This window comes from Pseudomonas protegens (assembly GCF_013407925.2).
Lineage (GTDB): Bacteria > Pseudomonadota > Gammaproteobacteria > Pseudomonadales > Pseudomonadaceae > Aquipseudomonas > Aquipseudomonas fluorescens_AP.
Genome location: NZ_CP060201.1, coordinates 51,371 through 68,160 on the forward strand (window position 1 = coordinate 51,371; position 16,790 = coordinate 68,160).

The window sequence follows — 16,790 nt, forward strand, 5'->3', positions numbered from 1 at the left end:
GCTAGCCGGCGAAGGCGTTCGGCTCAATAGGCGATGCACACCGACTTGTTCTCGGTGTAGGCCTCGATGGCCGCATGGCCCATCTCGCGGCCGATGCCCGACTGCTTGTAGCCGCCAAAAGGCATCGACGGGTCCAGCATGTTGTGGGTGTTGACCCACACCGTGCCGGCCTTGATCTGCGGAATCAGCTGCATGACCCGCCCCAGGTCGTTGGACCAGATGCTCGCCCCCAGCCCGTACTGGTTGTCGTTGGCCAGGCCCAGCACTTCGTCCAGGGTGTCGAACGGCGTGGCCACCACCACCGGGCCGAAGATCTCCTCGCGCACCAGTTGCTGGTCGGCACGCACATCCGCGACCACCGTGGGACGCACATAGAAACCCTGCTCGCCATGGGCGACACCGCCACACAGCAGCCGGGCCCCTTCTTCGACTCCGCGCCGGACCATCTGCAGCACGCGCTTCTGCTGCTTGGCGGAGATCAGCGGGTTGATCTGCGCCTGTTCGTCGAGCCCCGGCCCCATGCTCAGGGAGTCGGCGATGCCCACCAGGCGCTCCAGCACCTGGTGATAGATCCCGCGCTGGATGTACAAGCGCGACCCCGCGGTGCAGACCTGGCCCTGGTTGAAGAAGATCGCAGCGGCGGCACCGGCGGCGGCGGTCTGCGGATCGCAGTCATCAAGGACGATCACCGGCGACTTGCCGCCCAGTTCCAGGGAGAAGCGCGTCATGTTGTCCACCGCGGCATGGCCGATCAGCTTGCCGACCTGGGTCGAGCCGGTGAACGCCAGCTTGTCGATACCCGGATGGGCAGCCAGCGCTGCTCCGGCCTGGGCGCCGCTGCCGGTGACCACGTTGACCACGCCGGGGGCGATCCCCGCCTCCAGGCACAGCTGGCCCAGGCGCAGCGCGGTCAGCGGGGTTTCGTCCGCCGGCTTGAGCACCACGGTGCAGCCGCAGGCCAGGGCGGGAACGATTTTCCAGATGGCCATCAGCAACGGGAAATTCCACGGCACTATCGCCCCCACCACACCCACCGGCTCCGGCACCGTGTAGGCCCGGTACTGCGCACCCGGTACCGCGGCGATGGAAACGTCCAGGCTCTTGCCTTCGATCTTGGTGGCCCAACCGGCCATGTAGCGGGTGAACTCCGCTGCGGCCCCCACCTCCAGGGCCCGGGCCAGGTGAATCGACTGGCCATTGTTGAGGGTTTCCAGCTGGGCCAGTTCCTCGCCATGGTTCTCCAGCAGGTCCGCCAGCTTCAGCAGCAGGCGCTCGCGATCCGCCGGGCGCAGCGCCTTCCAGTTGCCCTCGAACGCCCGGCGCGCGGCGCCCACCGCCAGGTCGACATCGGCCTGGTCGGCGGCGGCAACCTGGGTCAACTGCTCGCCGCTGGCGGGGTTGTACACCGGCATCCGCGCCCCGGAAAGCGCCGGCTGGCTGTGACCGTCAATCAGCAGACCGTGCTGACTGTCTATAAATGCAGCGACACGTGGGTCGATGGCAACGCTCATCTTCAATCCTCGCAGTTGGACCTTGTTCGACCCGGACTTTGAGCCCAAAGCCGCATGCCGTCTTGATCCTGGCTGCCGCAAAACTTGGCCCTGGCTGCCAGTCTCGCCGGCTGCACCGCCGCTGGCAGCCTGGGTCAAGTGCCCTGGCACACAGAGGCAAGCCAGCAGCCGGCAAATGACGCACTAATAGCCCCACGCTGTCCGTGCGATTTCAGGAGACTCAACGTGAGCGAAGCAAGCCGTTTCTGGCACCCCATGCTGCACCCCAACGAAATGAAGCAACGCGAGCCGATCCGCATCGTTCGCGGCGATGGCTGCTATGTCTATGACGACAAGGGCCACCAGCTGGTGGATGGCGTTGCCGGGCTGTGGAACGTCAACGTCGGCCACAACCGCCAGGAAGTGAAGGCCGCCATCACCGCGCAGCTCGATGAGCTGGAGTACTTCCAGCTGTTCGACGGGGTCAGCCACCCACGGGCCGAGGAACTGTCCCGGGTAGTGATGAACCTGCTGGAGCCCGAGGACATGACCCGGGTGTCCTTCAGTTCCGGTGGCTCGGATGCCATCGAGAGCGCACTGAAACTGGCCCGCCAGTACTGGAAGCTCGAAGGCCAGGCCGATCGCACCAAGTTCATCTCCCTGCGCCAGGGCTATCACGGCACCCATTTCGGGGGCGCCTCGGTCAACGGCAACACCGTGTTCCGACGCAACTACGAGCCTTTGCTGCCCGGCTGCTACCACATCGACACGCCCTGGCTGTACCGCAACCCCTACAGCCAGGACCCGGAGGAGCTGGGCAAGATCTGCGCCGACCTGCTGGAGCGGGAAATCCAGTTCCAGAGCCCGGACACCGTGGCGGCGTTCATTGCCGAGCCGATCCAGGGCGCGGGCGGCGTGATAGTGCCACCGGCCAACTACTGGCCGTTGATCCGCGAAGTCTGCGACAAGTACGGGGTCCTGCTGATCGCCGATGAAGTGGTCACCGGCTTCGGGCGCAGCGGCTCGATGTTCGGCAGCCGCCTGTGGGGCGTCAAACCCGACATCATGTGCCTGGCCAAAGGCATCACCTCGGGCTACATCCCGCTGGGTGCCACCGTGGTCAACCGCCGGGTCGAGGCGGCCTTCGAAAAGAACGCCAACTTCACCGGCGCCATCATGCACGGCTACACCTACTCCGGGCACCCAGTGGCCTGCGCTGCCGCCCTCGCCTGCCTGGACATCGTGGTCAAGGAAGACTTGCCGGCCAACGCCGCCAAAATGGGCGACTACATGCTCGGCAAGCTGCGGCCTTTCGTGGATCGTTTCGAAAGCGTCGGCGAAGTGCGCGGCCAGGGCCTGATGCTGGCCCTGGACCTGGTGGCGGACAAGACCACCCGCGAGCCCATCGACCCCATGAGCGGCTACGCCAATCAGGTGGCGCAGATCGCCCGGGACAACGGCGTCATGGTGCGTCCGGTGGGCACCAAGATCATTCTCTCGCCGCCGCTGGTGATCCAGCAGGCCCAGGTGGACGCCATCGTCGATGCGCTGGCCGAGGGGCTGAGCCGGGCTCGCCGCTAATCGCCCTGACAGGCTGCGATCCATGGAGCCAAAATCGCGGCCTGACTGGACCGAATACCTGCCAGGGAGGCCGCTTGCGTTTTTCACTGGTCGTGTGCCCAAGGCGCAGGCCCGGAGTGTCAGCCCCGTTGCCAAAGCCCCTGCCCCACGGGCAGCCAGGAGACATCCATGACCGCGTCCACCTCGCTGCCCGGGGTCCATGAGCTGGGACAACGCTGCATTGCCGCCTTCACCCGGGTGGTGCCCGCCACCCTCTGCGCCTTCTACCGCATCGACCGGCAATTGCAGGCCCGGGACTTTTCGCTGTACCGCATGCCCGAACCGATGCACCAGGCCTACCTGCAACGCTACCGCCACTATGACCCGCTGCAACCGCGCCACTGCGCCGCCGCGGGACGTCCGGTGCTGTCGCTGCACATGGGCATGGCCCACCAGGGCCGCCACGCCACCGAGGTCTACCAGGGTTTTCTGCAACGCCACGGCGTGCTCGACGTGGTGGAAGTCCTCGCCTGCGACGGCGAGCGCCCCATCGCCGGCTTGTCACTGCTGCGGGACAACGTCCTGGGGCATTTCAGCGTCGACGAACTGGAGACTCTGCACGCCTTGCAGGGGCTGCTGGAAATCGCCGCCCTGGCGCCCTACTCCCAGGTCGACCAGCGCCTGGCGAACCTCACGCCCCGGGAGCGGGAAATCGCCTGGCTGCTGCGGGACGGCGCCGACAACAAGACCATCGCCAGACGCCTGGACCTGGGCCTGTCCACGGTCAAGACCCACCTGATCAACCTGTTCCGCAAGGTCGGCGTCGGTAATCGCACCGAACTGGTGAGCTCGCTGTTCCTTTGAGCGCGCCGCACCTCAACCATAAGGTTGATGGGCAACGCCGCCACACGGATCGAACATGGGGCTCTCCTTCGGCAGACAAGAGCCTCGCCATGAATCAGCAACCTGAATGGATCACCGTCGGCGCCCTGGCGGACGGTTTTGCCAGCGACAACCACATCCTTCCCGCGATCGATGATCTGGCCGGTCGCACCCTGACCCTGTACTTCGATAACGGCTGGCAGATCGAGCATCGGTTCGATACCCAGAGCCTCAGCTGGAATGCTCCCGGCGAACCGGCGAGCGCCGCATGCCCCTATCGGGCCACCTCAGTGCGCCCCGGCTTCTACCTGGTGGACTTTCTCAAGCAGGAGCAAGGCCGGACTCATTCGGTGAGCCTGGTCCTGGACCTGCAACAACAGTGCTTCACCGCCGTCATCGGCCAGATGCCGACCCAGGCCGAGTGCAGCGTCGACCTGTTCAGCCGCGCCCTGGCCGGTGGCGAGCTGACCTCGGTCAAAGCCCAATTCCTGCATGGCAGCATCGATGCGCCCGTCCGGGCCGAGACGCCGCGACACTCGCCCAGCGACGAACTGATCGGTCTGCGCAACCACTACCTGTACAGCAGCAGCGAGGCCTATGAGCACGTCTACCTCAACGCCAACTTCTACAGCTGGCAATGCCTCAAGGGCGTGGAACAAGGTCTGGCGGACACCGATCGCTGTCATTACTACAAGATCGCCGAGCAGCTGTACCTGTTCGTCTGGCGCGAGAAGATCGTCCCGACCCTGGGCCTGGTACTGATCGACCTGCAGGCCGGACGCAGCGACGGCAAGATCTTCGGCTATCAGGGCACGGACTTCAGCAATGCCGCCAACTTCCCGGTGGGGGCTCTGGCTCGGATGCTCAATCGCACCCATCACGACTGATTCCAGCGCAAGGTCGGCCCATCGCCGGCCAGACCGGCAACAACCGCCCACCCATCGCACAGGACACTTTCATGACTCTGGGTCTGGATCTGCAACGCGTCGCCAACCGTTACCAGGACGAACTGCAACGGTTCGCCGAGCAGCACCCGCGCTCCGGCGCCTTCTACCAGGAAAACCTCCAGCATTGGCTGTACGGCGCGCCATTGCACTGGATGCAGCAATGGCCCGGTGTCTACCCGATCATGGTCGCCGATGCCCGGGGCGCCACCCTGACCGACTGCGACGGCCACGAATACGCGGACTTTGCCCTGGGCGACACCGGCGCGATGTTCGGTCATGCCCAGCCGGCCGTGGCAGCGGCCATCGCCGATCAGGCGCTGCATGGCTCGACCCTGATGCTGCCCACTGCCGACAGTCTGTGGGTCGGCAAGGAACTGAGCCGGCGCTTTGGCCTGCCTTACTGGCAGGTCACCACCTCGGCCACCGACGCCAACCGCTTTGTCCTGCGCCTGTGCCGGATGATCACCGGGCGGCAGAAGGTCCTGGTGTTCAACTGCAACTACCACGGCAGCGTCGACGAATCCCAGGTGGAACTCGACGCCCAGGGCCGGATGATTCCCCGCGACGGCGTGCACGCCAACGGCCTGCAGCACCAGGCCACCACCCGACTGGTGGAGTTCAACGACCTGCCGGCCCTGGAAGCGGCCCTGGCCCATGGCGACGTGGCCGCGGTCCTCACCGAACCCTTCATGACCAACGTCGGCATGGTGCCGCCGGCCGCGGGCTTTCATGAAGGCCTGCGGGAACTGACCCGGCGCTTCGACGTGCCACTGATCATCGACGAAACCCATACCCTGTCCTGCGGGCCGGGTGGCTATTGCGGCGAACAGGGGCTGGAGCCGGATTTCTTCGTCCTCGGCAAGTCCATCGCCGGAGGCATTCCCACGGCCGTGTGGGGCTGCAGCCGGGCCATGGCCGAGCGGATCTGGCAGGTGCTGCCGCATTTTCAGCCGGGTCAGGCCATCAATCACTTCGGCTTCGGCGGCACCCTGGCCGGCAACGCCCTGCAGATGGCCGCCATGCGCGCCACCTTCAGCGAAGTAATGACCCCGGAAAACTACGCGCGCATGTTCCGGTTGGCCGAACGCCTGCGGGCCGGGGTCGAGGCCATCATCAGCAAGCATCGCCTGCCCTGGCACGTGACCCGCATCGGCGCCCGGGTCGAGTACCTGTTCATGCAGCAGGCCCCGCGCAACGGCGGCGAAGCCCACCAGGCCCGCCACGGGCTGATCGAGGCCTATCTGCACCTGTACCTGCTCAATCGCGGGGTATTGCTGACGCCATTCCACAACATGGCCCTGCTCTGCCCGGACGCCAGCGAGGAGCAGGTCGACCTGCACAACCGGCTGCTGGATCAGTGCCTGAGCCAGGTCCTGCAAGGAGCTCTGTCATGAGCCTGGAGCAACGCGGACGCATCGCCCTGGTCACCGGCTCCGGCCAGGGCATTGGCCGGGCCATCGCCCAGCTATTCGCCGCCCAGGGCGCCAAGGTCATGCTGGCGACCCGCAGCGCTGAAAACGGCAACGAAACCCTGCGCCTGATCCGCCAGGCCGGAGGAACCGCCGAGTTGCTGACCCTGGACCTGGCCAGCCGCGCAGCGGCCGAACAGGCCGTGGCGGCCACCCTGGAAACCTTTGGCGGGCTGGACCTGCTGCTGCACAACGCCGGGGTCTTCCCGATGCAGAAACTGGCCGAGCTTGAGGAACAGACCCTGGAGCACACCCTGGCGGTGAATCTGAAAAGCTGCTTCTGGCTGACCCAAGCCGCCCTGCCGGCATTGCGCCGGGCCCAACAGGCGCGGATTGTCGTGACCTCCTCGGTGACCGGTCCCCGCACGGCGATTCCCGGGCTGGCCCATTACGCCGCCTCCAAGGCTGGGGTCAATGGCTTCATTCGCGCCGCGGCACTGGAACTGGCGGAGTATGGAATCACCGTCAACGGCGTAGAGCCGGGGCTGATCGCCACCCAGGCCACGAACAACCTGGGGCATGGCTCGACGCTGTCCCGGGGCATTCCCCTGCAACGCCTGGGTACACCGCAGGACATCGCCTGGGCCACGCTGTTCCTGGCGTCCCGGCACGCGGGCTACATCACCGGCCAGACCCTGGTGGTGGACGGCGGTGCCCTGCTGCCGGAAAACAGCCAGTTGTAGAAGCTGGCTTGCCAGCGAAGACGCCCTCAGGGGTACTAGGCCTGTTCGCCGGCAAGCCGGTTGCCATGCGCTTAGGAGCGCTGGGGATCAACTGCCGCTGCGGATCTTGTTCCACAGCCGGGTGCGGATGCGGTCGATGTTCAGGGGCATGGCCTCCAGGGCAAACAGCTTGTCCATCATCGCCGGGCTCGGGTAGACCTTGGTGTCATTCTTGATCGAGGGGTCGATCAGGCTGTCGGCTTGCTGGTTGCCGTTGGCGTAGTGCACGTAGTTGCTGACGGCAGCCATCACGTCGGGACGCAGCAGGTAGTTCATGAAGGCGTAACCGGCCTGTTCGTTCGGCGCGTCCACCGGCATGGCCACCATGTCGAACCAGATCGGCGAGCCTTCCTTGGGAATCGAGTAGCCGATCTCCACGCCGTTCTTCGCCTCCCGCGCGCGACTTTCCGCTTGCAGAATGTCCCCGGAAAAACCCACCGCCACGCAGATGTTGCCGTTGGCCAGATCACTGGTGTACTTCGACGAATGGAAGTAGCTGACATAAGGCCGGACCTTCATCAGCAGGGCTTCGGCCTGTTTGTAGTCAGCGGGATTCTTGCTGTGGTGCGCCAACCCCAGGTAGTTCAGGGCCGTGGGAATCAGTTCCGGGCCATTGTCGAGGATCGCCACCCCGCACTTCTGCAGCTTCTGCATGTACTCGGGCTTGAAAATCAGGTCCCAGGAGTCCAGCGGGGCATCATCGCCCAGCACTTCCTTGATCTTGGCTACGTTGTAGCCGATCCCGGTACTGCCCCACAGGTAAGGGAAGCCGTGCTGGTTGCCCGGGTCGTTGACCTCCAGTGCCTTGAGCAGCACCGGGTTGAGGTTCTTCCAGTTGGGCAACTGGCTCTTGTCGAGCTTCTTCAGGGCGCCGCCCTGGATCTGCCGGGCCATGAAGTGGTTGGAGGGAAACACCACGTCGTAACCGGATTTGCCGGTCATCAACTTGCCATCCAGGGTTTCGTTGCTGTCGTAGACGTCGTAAGTGAAGCCGATCCCGGTTTCCTTCTGGAACGCCTTGGTGGTGTCCGGGGCGATGTAGTCCGACCAGTTGTAGATCTTCACCGTGTCGGCGGCCTGGGCCAGGGAAGCGCCGAACAACAGTGCATTGAATAACAGCAAAGCGCGGTTTTTGCGAATCATGAATCGTTACCTGTGGCTGGTTTTGTTATTGGCAGGCAATCAAGGGGATCAGAAAATCAAGACGTAGGTCTTGCGCACCGTTTCCTGGATATCCCAGATCCCGGTGCTGTTGGCCGGCAACATCAGTGCATCGCCGGCTTCTATGTGCAGGGGTTCGCCATCGTCGGGGGTGAAGGTGCAACGCCCCTGGATGAAGTGACAGAACTCCTGGGCGACGATCTGGCGCCGCCAGCGCCCCGGAGTGCATTCCCAGATCCCGGTTTCGACCCCGTCGTTGCGCTCGACGGCAGTCACCGACGTCACCGCCACCGGGGTGCCCAGGGGCACGGCGACCGGCGTCGATGGGTCCAGGGTGACACTGGCGGTGTTCTTGAATTGCGTGATGCTCATGGCTCTACCTTTCACTGGAAAATCCGAACGGACGGCGTTCGGAACAAAAGACCGGTTCAGTGCATGAAGCCTTCCATGAATCCGGCGACCCGACTGGCCATGCGCCGCCGCCATGGGGCCGACGCCGGGTTGGCCAGGGTCTGGTCTTCATGGACGAAACTGCGAATGATTGCGTTGTAACCCAGCCAGCGGCACGGTTCCGGCTCCCAGGCCCGCAGGGCCTCCAGGCGGCTTTGCGGCAGCACCCAGGGTTGGCGCACCAGCGCCGTGTCGCGCTCGAGGATCAGGTCGGCCAAGGTCCGGCCCCCCAGGTTGCTGGCACCGACGCCCTCTCCGCCGTAGCCGCCGGACAGGGCGATGCCCTTGTGCCGGTCGCACAGCATGTGCGGCTTGAAGTGCCGGGACATGCCCAGGTTGCCGCCCCAGGAATGGGTGATGCGCACGTTCTTGAGTTGCGGGAACAGTTCACCGAACAGGTAGCGGCGCAGTTCCACTTCGTCCCGGGTCAGGTCGAAGTCATGGCGCAGCTTGCCGGCGAACTGATAGCCGCCGCGGGCGCCGAACACCAGGCGGTTGTCCCGGGAGCGCTGGCCGTAGGTGACCTGGCGGCTGCTCTCGCTGAAGGCCTGGCCCTGGCTCAAGCCGATCTCGTCCCAGATCGACTCCGCCAGCGGCTCGGTGGCCACCAGCAGGCTTTGCACCGGCAGTTGATAACGGCCCAGGGGCGGCAGGGTCACCGAATAGCCCTCCACCGCCGGCACTATCCAGTGACTGCGCACGGCGGCCCTGGCGGTCTTGAGGCTGCCGGACTGCCAATGACTCACCGGACTGTTCTCGTAGATGCTCACCCCCAGGCGTTCCACCGCCCGGGCCAGGCCACGCACCAGCCGGGCCGGCTGAATGGTCGCGCAGTGCTTGGCATAGATGCCGCCATAGGGCTTGGCCACGCGGATCTGCTGGGCCAGTTGTTGCGGGTTCAGCCAGTGGTAGTCGTCCGGGCCCAGACCCTGGGCGTAAAGCTTGTCCAGGTACTGGCGCAGGCTGGTTTCCTGCTCGGGATAGCGCGCCGCGCAGTACAGCACCCCGCCTTTGCGGTAATCGCAGTCGATGCCTTCACGTTCGAGGACATTGGCTACTTCATCGGGAATGCCGTGCAGCAGATCGTAGGAAGCCCGGCGCTCCTGCGGCGACAGCCCGGCCAGCAGCCGGTCCTCCCCCAGCAGATTGCCCATCAACCAGCCGCCATTGCGGCCCGAGGCGCCAAAACCGGCGGTCTGGGCCTCGATCACCGCCACCTTGAGCTGCGGTGCCTGGCGCTTGAGGTAATAGGCGGTCCACAGGCCGGTGTAACCGGCGCCGATGATCGCCACGTCCAGGTCCAGGTCCTGCTCCAGCGCCGGCCGCGGCAGCAGCGGCTCGTCGAGCTGGTCCATCCACAAACTGATACTGCGCCACGCTGGCATGCAAGCACTCCGCAACCCGAATTTCGAATGCGGCGATCCTAGTGCCTGTGTTCAGGGGTTGTCTTGCGCGCGGGCACGCAAAGAAATTTGCTTGGCGTAGGCCTTGGGCGACTGCCCGGTGTGCTGGCGGAAACAGCTGTAGAACGCCGACAGTGAATTGAACCCGGCGGCAAAGGCCAGTTCATCGACCCGCAGTGGCGGCACGGCCTGGTCGAGGGCGCTTAGCACATGCTGCAGGCGTGCCTGATTGACATAGCGGTAGAAGCTCTGCCCCAGCACCTGATTGAGCAGATAGGAAATCTGATTGCGGCTGTAGCCGCATTCGCGGGCCACCCGCTGCAGGTCCAGTTCCGGGTCGAGGTACGGTTGCTGACGCTGGAAATACTGCTGCAGGTCCTCGGCCATGAACCCCAGCTGGCGCGGCGACAGGCCCAGGCGGCTGGCGGCCGGGCGCTGGCTGCCGGAAGCCTTGCCCGCCCCGGGTGCTCGCACCAGGGACGCGTACTCATTGACTCGCCAGATCAGCCCATCGCGCACGGTGATGGCCTCGCTGGCGCGGAACGACACCAGCCCCTGGCCGCCGCGCAAGGTCACCTGGTACTGGATAAAGGCGGTGTCGCCATCCAGGCGAATCCGATCGCAATGCTCCAGGGCCTCGTCGGGGGCCCGGGGCATGCTGGCCTGCACATACTCGCGCAGCTCGTCGAGGCCCAAGGTGCGATTCTGGAAAAAATCGTTGTACTGAATCTCGGGGTGATACAGCGCCATCACGCCATCAAGGTCGCGGTGCTTCCAGCACAGGTGATAACGCATCACGGTTTCACCGGTGGCCTGGGTTTGCAGCGGCCCGTCATCAGGGGCAGACATAGGTTTCTCGAACAGCAAAAGGCGCAGCTTGCCCAACTTGCGCAGCGGCTTCAACGACCACCCGCACGCCGCGGATCGTGGCACGACAATGGCACTGCGCGCCAAGACATGACCTGCATCATGAATCCGACAGACAACTGCCGGACGGCGGGCAAAAAAACGCCGGGCTGTCATCAGCCGGTGCTACTTTTATAGCCTCAAGCGAGCGGATCAATGACGATCGGCTCGTCCCTACCGCGAGCACAAGGAAGCGCTCAATGAACCAGGGTGGGCCACCGATGAACAGAGTCTGGGCCAGTAAAGTCACCTTTCCCAACGCCTGCCAGCTGATGCGCTGGCATTTCCATCCCCTGGGCTTCGAAGCCAGCATGGATGCGCCCGGCAGCATGATCGCCAGGCTCTTCGACCGTGCCAGCGGCGAAACCATGATTGCCATCGCCGGCATTCCCTGTGCCACGGTGATGAGCGCGGCGGATGTCGAACGAATAATCGAAGCCGTGGAGGACGAACTGGAAGCCTTTGCTCCCTCTCTGGCGCTCAAGGCCTGAAACGCGGCCTCCGCGACTGAAGCCCGCCTGACCGGCGGGCTTTTTTCATGGTCACTGCCGCAGGTCGCGGAAATATGGCTTGTCGCGGGGCACCCGGTCCGAAGCCTTGGGCGCATTGCCCGCCGCCGATTCCTGGGGATCGACGTACCAGTAGCAATGCTTGACCGCGCGGGTGATGCCCACATAGGCCAGGCGCAGGATCTCGTCTTTCTGCGCATTGTCGTAAGGCTCGGCGTCGCCATCCTTGCCCAGCCCGGCCTGGCGGTAGACCTGATTCTTGTAGGGCGAACTGCTCAGGTGCTGGCAATCGCCCAGCAGGAACACGGCGTCCGCCTGCAGGCCCTTGGCGCTGTGGTAAGTCAATTGCTTAAGCCGGCGGGCCGACGGCGGCAAGCTAGAATCAACATTAACTATTTGTGAAATATGCTCTTCAATCAATAACTTATCGCTAGTTTTTCGAAACAACATCAAGATCGAATCACCCTGGCGGTAATGCTCTGCCAGGCGCTGGGCCAGGTCCTGATCGTTCCGATCCAGCACCTGCACCGGCCACAACTCCCGCTCCTCGCCGGCCGCCTTGGCCTTCTTGCCGGCAATGGCCGGGGCTGCACGGACAATGTGCTCGGCGGCGTCGATCACGTGCTGATGACTGCGGTAGTTCTCGCTGAGCATCACCCGCGTGGTGCCCGGGGACGGGAACTCCTTGTTGAACTCGATGAAGTACTTCGGCGAGCTGCCGCGCCAGCCGTAGATCGACTGCCAGTCGTCGCCGACACAGAGCAAGGATGAATGCTGGGCCCCACGCCCCAGGTTCAAGGCCGCGCCACGGCGGCGGATCTCGCGCAGGCTGGCCTTGATCCAGGAAACGATCTGCGGCGAAACATCCTGAAATTCGTCGATCATCAGGTGCGACAACGGCCGCAGGCAGGCATCGCTGAGCAGCTTGAAGTTTTCCGGCGAGCGCTCGCTGAACAGGGCGAACATCCGGTTGTAGCTCATGATCGGCGGCGACTGATCCAACAGGTGGTCTTCCAGGGCTCGCCAGAACAGGCTCAGGGCCTCGAAGAAGAAGCGATCCGGGTCGTCCTGCGCAAAGCTCATGCCGGCCACGGCGTCCCCGACCTCCAGCCCCAGGTTCTCGATAAAGCCGGCTGCCGCAACGAAGCAGTCCAGCAAGGGCGCCGAAGCCAGCTCGCCCTTGACCCGGTAATCAAAGCCCGGCCCCGCACTGACCTGGGCGGAAAAGGCCCCTGACACGCGCTTTGCGCCCTCATAACTATCAAGCCAAATCAATGGCTTACGACAGAAAGCTTGAAACAAGGTGCGCTTTACAGCGCATTCGGCACGCAGCGTCAGCTTGGCCCCGGGCCGGGTAATCTGCGGGCTCTCTCGAGGGTCGAAACCCAGCACGACCCAGGCATCCAGTTCGGCGGCATAACCATGGCAGTAGAAGGTCGAACCGTTGATCTCAAAACTCTGGCGCTTTGGCTCAATCCCCTGAATCGGCCAGGCACCGGCACGCAGCCACAGGTCTTCCACGGTGTCGCACAGCTCTTCGTCGCGCTTGGCGGCCAATTCGGTGACCGCCATGCGCTTTTGCACATCCGGGTGATCGCGTTCCAGCTCCCTCTGCTGCAAGGCGTGGCGCGCCAAGGGCTTCAACGCCAGGCGAAAGCGCTCATCACTGCGATACAGCGCCTGATAACAGGCATTGAGGTGCCGGCGCTGGGCATCGTTGATGCGCAGGTCGAAGGGATTGCTGTCCACGTCCTCCTCGGCACCTTGCGGGCGCTCGCTGAGGTTCTCGAAGGCCTGCAAGCGCTCGAACCCCGGCAGGCTGCGCACCATGGGCAGGATCCGCGAATGGAAGGTGCGCACCAGATCCCGGGCCTCCCGGGGCGCCAGTACCCGTCCCCACAGGGCGAAGACCTCCACCAGCTTGCTGATGAAGTCCTTGCGCGACTCGCGGGTGAAGGTCACCACGGTCATGGAGTCCAGCTCGAATCCCAGGTAATGGCTGAGCAGCAACAGACGCAACACCAGCGACGTCGACTTGCCGGCCCCGGCCCCGGCAATCACCGCCGTGGCCGGTGTGTCGCTGAAGATCATCTTCCACTGCGCGGCGCTGGGCTGGGCCTGGGCCGGCAACAAGCGGGCGACATCGGCCTTGAAGCGCTTCTTCAGTTCTGCAGTCAACGGCAGGCGCCAGTCGTCGAACAACCGGTCATCCACCCCTGGCGGGCGGTGCTCGGTGTTGCGGCTGTCACGGATCAACAGCACCTGGCGGCCTTCTTCCAACCCCTCAAGACGGCCCTCCTTGTAGCCGTATTCCACTCCCGCCGTGTGACCGCTGCGAAAGCCGTCGGCCTGACCGTGCAGCCAGGAGGCCCGATGCTGGGCCCGCAGGCGGTTCAGGCCATGACCGAAGAAACGCGCGGCCAGGCGCTTCAACAAGGGCATCTGGGCCAGGGGCAAAAGCTCGGGGGGCAGATCGGAATTGTGTTGCGACACGCGGACTCCAAGGGGGTGAGGCTGAGCGGTAATGGTCGCCGGATTTATTCCTGGTATCCAGCGAATTGCTTGCAGGTCATTAACTTAAGCGATGAACCGAAGGTTTAACACCAAGATTCCGACAAAATAATCATCTAATTTTACGATTGGATTACGGCATTTTTTGCGCTTTTTATCGATCAATGACTGATAGAAGATGCACGCCATCAACCAACGGTTATCGTTTTTGGCCCGAGTAAAAGGCGCCATGGCGAAGCCTCATGAGGAGACGATCATGCTTGAACTCAGACCCTTCAGCTCCCTGGGCGGCGCACACCACGGCTGGCTGGATGCTCATCACCATTTTTCCTTCGCCCAATACCATGACCCCAAGCGCATGCACTGGGGCAACCTGCGGGTCTGGAACGATGACGTGATCGCCCCCGGCACCGGCTTTCCCCAGCACCCGCACCGGGACATGGAAATCATTACCTACGTCCGCGAAGGCGCCATCAGCCATCAGGACAACCTGGGCAACAAGGGCCGCACCGAGGCCGGCGACGTACAGGTCATGAGCGCCGGGACCGGGATCGCCCACAGCGAATACAACCTGGAAGCCACGCCGACCAAGATCTTCCAGATCTGGATCATTCCCAACCAGGCCGGCTCCGCGCCGTCCTGGGGCGCCAAGCCTTTTCCCAAGGGCCAGCGCGAGGGTTTTGTGACCCTGGCCAGCGGCAAGGACGGCGACGAGGAAAGCCTGCGCATTCGAGCCGATGCCCGACTGGTGGCGGCCAATCTGAAGGCTGGGGAAACCGCCGAGTACCATCTGGACGCTGGACGCCGGGCCTATCTGGTGCCCGCTACCGGAGTGATCGAGATCAACGGCTTGCGCGCCGAAGCTCGAGACGGGGTTGCCGTCGAGGATGAACGGGTGCTGCGAGTGAGCGCGCTGCAGGACAGTGAAATCGTCCTGGTGGATTTGGCGTGAAGCGCAGCGGCAACTAAAAAGGGGCGACCGTGATGGTCGCCCCTTTTTTTCGCCAGCAAGCCGGCTCCTACGTGAATCAGTTGCCGCTGATGGCGGTGTCCACCAGGGTCTGGGCTTCCTGCACCAGTTGCTTGAGGTGATCGTCACCGATGAAGCTTTCGGCGTAGATCTTGTAGATGTCCTCGGTGCCGGACGGGCGTGCGGCGAACCAGCCGTTCTCGGTCATGACTTTCAGGCCGCCAATGGCCTGATCGTTGCCCGGGGCCTGGCTGAGGATTTGCTGGATCGGCTCGCCGGCCAGCTGGGTCGAGGTCACTTGTTGCGGCGAGAGCTTGCTGAGCAAGGCCTTCTGCTGCGGGTTGGCCTTGGCATCGACCCGCACCGAGAAAGGTTCGCCCAACTCATCGCACAGGGCGCGATAAGCCTGACTCGGATCGCGACCGGTGCGCGCGGTCATTTCAGCGGCCAGCAGCGACGGGATCAGGCCGTCCTTGTCGGTGCACCAGACACCACCGTCCTTGCGCAGGAACGAGGCACCGGCGCTTTCTTCACCGCCAAAGCCCAGGGATCCGTCGAACAGGCCGTCGGCAAACCACTTGAAGCCCACGGGCACTTCGTACAGGCGGCGGCCCAGACGCGCGGCCACCCGATCGATCAGGCCGCTGCTGACCACGGTCTTGCCCACGGCGGCGTCGGCGCGCCATTGCGGACGGTTCTGGAACAGGTAGTCGATGGACACCGCCAGGTAGTTGTTCGGCGCCAGCAGGCCGCCGCTGGGGGTGACGATGCCGTGGCGGTCGTGATCGGGGTCGCAGGCGAAGGCCACGTCGAAGCGCTCCTTCAGGCCGATCAATCCTTGCATGGCGTAGCTGGAGGATGGGTCCATGCGAATCTGTCCGTCCCAGTCCACCGACATGAAACGGAAGGTGGCGTCCACCTGCTTGTTCACCACCTCCAGATCAAGGCGGTAGTGCTCGGCGATGGCCGACCAGTAGCGCACCCCTGCTCCACCCAGCGGATCCACGCCAAGGCGCAGCTTGGCGTTGCGGATGGCATCCAGGTCGATGACGTTGATCAGGTCGGCGACGTAGGTATTGAGGTAGTCATGGCGATGGGTGGTATCGGCCTTCAGCGCCTGCTCGTAGCTGATGCGCTTGACTCCGGCCAGCTTGGCCGCCAGCAGTTCGTTGGCCTTGGCTTCGATCCACTTGGTGATGTGGGTATCGGCCGGGCCGCCATTGGTGGGGTTGTACTTGTAGCCGCCGCTTTGTGGCGGGTTGTGGGACGGAGTGATGACGATCCCGTCCGCCAGGCCCGAGGTGCGGCCGCGGTTGTAGCAGAGAATGGCATGGGACACCGCCGGGGTCGGGGTGTACTCGTCACCGGCAGCGATCATCACCGTCACGCCGTTGGCCGCCAGGACTTCCAGGGCGCTGGCCCCGGCCGGGGTCGACAGGGCGTGGGTATCGATGCCGACAAACAGCGGCCCGGTGATGCCCTGGGCTTCACGGTACAGGCAAATGGCCTGACTGATGGCCAGGACGTGCCATTCATTGAAACTCAGATCGAACGAACTGCCGCGATGTCCGGAGGTGCCGAAAGCCACGCGCTGGGTAGGCACCGAGGCATCGGGTTGACCGGTGTAATACGCCGTAACCAGTCGCGGGATGTCGACCAGCAATTCAACCGGTGCCGGTTTACCCGCAAAAGGACTGAGAGTCATGCAAAACCTCTGGAAAAGGATGGTTCGGGAATGGAGCGCAGTTTACTGGCAGTTTGACCGCAGCGCGATGGAATCTATCCCGCCCCGCCGCGCTTTTCTGTAGGC

General features: G+C 64.1%; 14 protein-coding genes. 7 read left to right on the plus strand and 7 right to left on the minus strand.

Going from position 1 to position 16,790, the window contains the following annotated elements; translation table 11 throughout:
• Window positions 1-23: 23 nt before the first annotated feature.
• On the minus strand, window positions 24-1,511 hold the full coding sequence (locus tag GGI48_RS00215) for an aldehyde dehydrogenase family protein (protein WP_179596184.1): 1,488 nt from the start codon (window positions 1,509-1,511) through the stop codon (window positions 24-26).
• 225 nt (window positions 1,512-1,736) lie between these two features.
• Between GGI48_RS00215 and GGI48_RS00220 the strand changes: the two genes are divergently transcribed.
• From GGI48_RS00220 to GGI48_RS00240, 5 genes are all read left to right on the plus strand, one after another.
• Entirely contained in the window at window positions 1,737-3,071 is a 1,335-nt protein-coding gene (locus GGI48_RS00220; RefSeq protein ID WP_103740211.1) for an aspartate aminotransferase family protein, read from the plus strand.
• A 168-nt stretch (window positions 3,072-3,239) separates the two neighbouring features.
• Window positions 3,240-3,914: a helix-turn-helix transcriptional regulator gene (locus GGI48_RS00225; protein ID WP_179596186.1), complete on the plus strand. Its 675-nt coding sequence runs from the start codon at window positions 3,240-3,242 to the stop codon at window positions 3,912-3,914.
• A gap of 89 nt (window positions 3,915-4,003) precedes the next feature.
• The gene (locus tag GGI48_RS00230) at window positions 4,004-4,819 is read left to right on the plus strand and encodes a molybdenum cofactor biosynthesis F family protein (RefSeq protein WP_179596188.1); all 816 of its coding nucleotides are present in this window, start codon (window positions 4,004-4,006) and stop codon (window positions 4,817-4,819) included.
• A 71-nt stretch (window positions 4,820-4,890) separates the two neighbouring features.
• Window positions 4,891-6,273 (plus strand): aspartate aminotransferase family protein, encoded by a 1,383-nt coding sequence (locus GGI48_RS00235; RefSeq protein WP_179596190.1) that lies wholly within the window; start codon window positions 4,891-4,893, stop codon window positions 6,271-6,273.
• A complete protein-coding gene (locus tag GGI48_RS00240) occupies window positions 6,270-7,031 on the plus strand; it encodes an SDR family oxidoreductase (protein WP_179596192.1) in 762 nt (253 codons plus the stop codon). Before GGI48_RS00235 ends, GGI48_RS00240 begins: the two co-directional genes overlap by 4 nt.
• Window positions 7,032-7,118: 87 nt before the next feature.
• Here the strand turns inward: GGI48_RS00240 and GGI48_RS00245 are convergent, their stop codons facing one another.
• From GGI48_RS00245 to GGI48_RS00260, 4 genes are read right to left on the minus strand one after another with little or no spacing between them, the layout of a single operon-like run.
• A complete protein-coding gene (locus GGI48_RS00245; protein ID WP_047304231.1) occupies window positions 7,119-8,213 on the minus strand; it encodes a polyamine ABC transporter substrate-binding protein in 1,095 nt (364 codons plus the stop codon).
• 48 nt (window positions 8,214-8,261) lie between these two features.
• A complete protein-coding gene (locus tag GGI48_RS00250; protein WP_179596194.1) occupies window positions 8,262-8,603 on the minus strand; it encodes a cupin domain-containing protein in 342 nt (113 codons plus the stop codon).
• A gap of 56 nt (window positions 8,604-8,659) precedes the next feature.
• Window positions 8,660-10,066: an FAD-binding oxidoreductase gene (locus tag GGI48_RS00255; RefSeq protein WP_179596196.1), complete on the minus strand. Its 1,407-nt coding sequence runs from the start codon at window positions 10,064-10,066 to the stop codon at window positions 8,660-8,662.
• A 51-nt stretch (window positions 10,067-10,117) separates the two neighbouring features.
• Window positions 10,118-10,933 (minus strand): helix-turn-helix domain-containing protein, encoded by an 816-nt coding sequence (locus tag GGI48_RS00260; protein WP_103740235.1) that lies wholly within the window; start codon window positions 10,931-10,933, stop codon window positions 10,118-10,120.
• A 278-nt stretch (window positions 10,934-11,211) separates the two neighbouring features.
• Between GGI48_RS00260 and GGI48_RS00265 the strand changes: the two genes are divergently transcribed.
• Complete coding sequence (locus tag GGI48_RS00265; RefSeq protein ID WP_042941150.1) at window positions 11,212-11,481, plus strand: DUF1652 domain-containing protein; 270 nt, start codon at window positions 11,212-11,214, stop codon at window positions 11,479-11,481.
• 51 nt (window positions 11,482-11,532) lie between these two features.
• Here the strand turns inward: GGI48_RS00265 and GGI48_RS00270 are convergent, their stop codons facing one another.
• Window positions 11,533-13,992 carry a UvrD-helicase domain-containing protein gene (locus GGI48_RS00270; protein ID WP_179596198.1) on the minus strand — a complete coding sequence of 820 codons (2,460 nt, stop codon included), beginning with the start codon at window positions 13,990-13,992 and terminating at the stop codon, window positions 11,533-11,535.
• Window positions 13,993-14,266: 274 nt separating this feature from the next.
• Here GGI48_RS00270 and GGI48_RS00275 point away from each other — a divergent pair, with 274 nt between their 5' ends.
• Complete coding sequence (locus tag GGI48_RS00275) at window positions 14,267-14,962, plus strand: pirin family protein (protein ID WP_179596200.1); 696 nt, start codon at window positions 14,267-14,269, stop codon at window positions 14,960-14,962.
• Window positions 14,963-15,038: 76 nt separating this feature from the next.
• On the opposite strand, the gene pgm is transcribed toward GGI48_RS00275, so the two are convergent.
• Complete coding sequence (gene pgm / locus GGI48_RS00280; RefSeq protein WP_179596202.1) at window positions 15,039-16,685, minus strand: phosphoglucomutase (alpha-D-glucose-1,6-bisphosphate-dependent); 1,647 nt, start codon at window positions 16,683-16,685, stop codon at window positions 15,039-15,041.
• Window positions 16,686-16,790 lie beyond the last annotated feature (105 nt).

Coding starts and splice junctions, on each gene's coding strand:
- GGI48_RS00215 (WP_179596184.1), bottom strand. CDS start 1,511: ATGAGCGTTGCCATCGACCCACGTGTCGCTGCATTTATAGACAGTCAG.
- GGI48_RS00225 (WP_179596186.1), top strand. CDS start 3,240: ATGACCGCGTCCACCTCGCTGCCCGGGGTCCATGAGCTGGGACAACGC.
- GGI48_RS00230 (WP_179596188.1), top strand. CDS start 4,004: ATGAATCAGCAACCTGAATGGATCACCGTCGGCGCCCTGGCGGACGGT.
- GGI48_RS00235 (WP_179596190.1), top strand. CDS start 4,891: ATGACTCTGGGTCTGGATCTGCAACGCGTCGCCAACCGTTACCAGGAC.
- GGI48_RS00240 (WP_179596192.1), top strand. CDS start 6,270: ATGAGCCTGGAGCAACGCGGACGCATCGCCCTGGTCACCGGCTCCGGC.
- GGI48_RS00245 (WP_047304231.1), bottom strand. CDS start 8,213: ATGATTCGCAAAAACCGCGCTTTGCTGTTATTCAATGCACTGTTGTTC.
- GGI48_RS00250 (WP_179596194.1), bottom strand. CDS start 8,603: ATGAGCATCACGCAATTCAAGAACACCGCCAGTGTCACCCTGGACCCA.
- GGI48_RS00255 (WP_179596196.1), bottom strand. CDS start 10,066: ATGCCAGCGTGGCGCAGTATCAGTTTGTGGATGGACCAGCTCGACGAG.
- GGI48_RS00260 (WP_103740235.1), bottom strand. CDS start 10,933: ATGTCTGCCCCTGATGACGGGCCGCTGCAAACCCAGGCCACCGGTGAA.
- GGI48_RS00265 (WP_042941150.1), top strand. CDS start 11,212: ATGAACAGAGTCTGGGCCAGTAAAGTCACCTTTCCCAACGCCTGCCAG.
- GGI48_RS00275 (WP_179596200.1), top strand. CDS start 14,267: ATGCTTGAACTCAGACCCTTCAGCTCCCTGGGCGGCGCACACCACGGC.
- pgm (WP_179596202.1), bottom strand. CDS start 16,685: ATGACTCTCAGTCCTTTTGCGGGTAAACCGGCACCGGTTGAATTGCTG.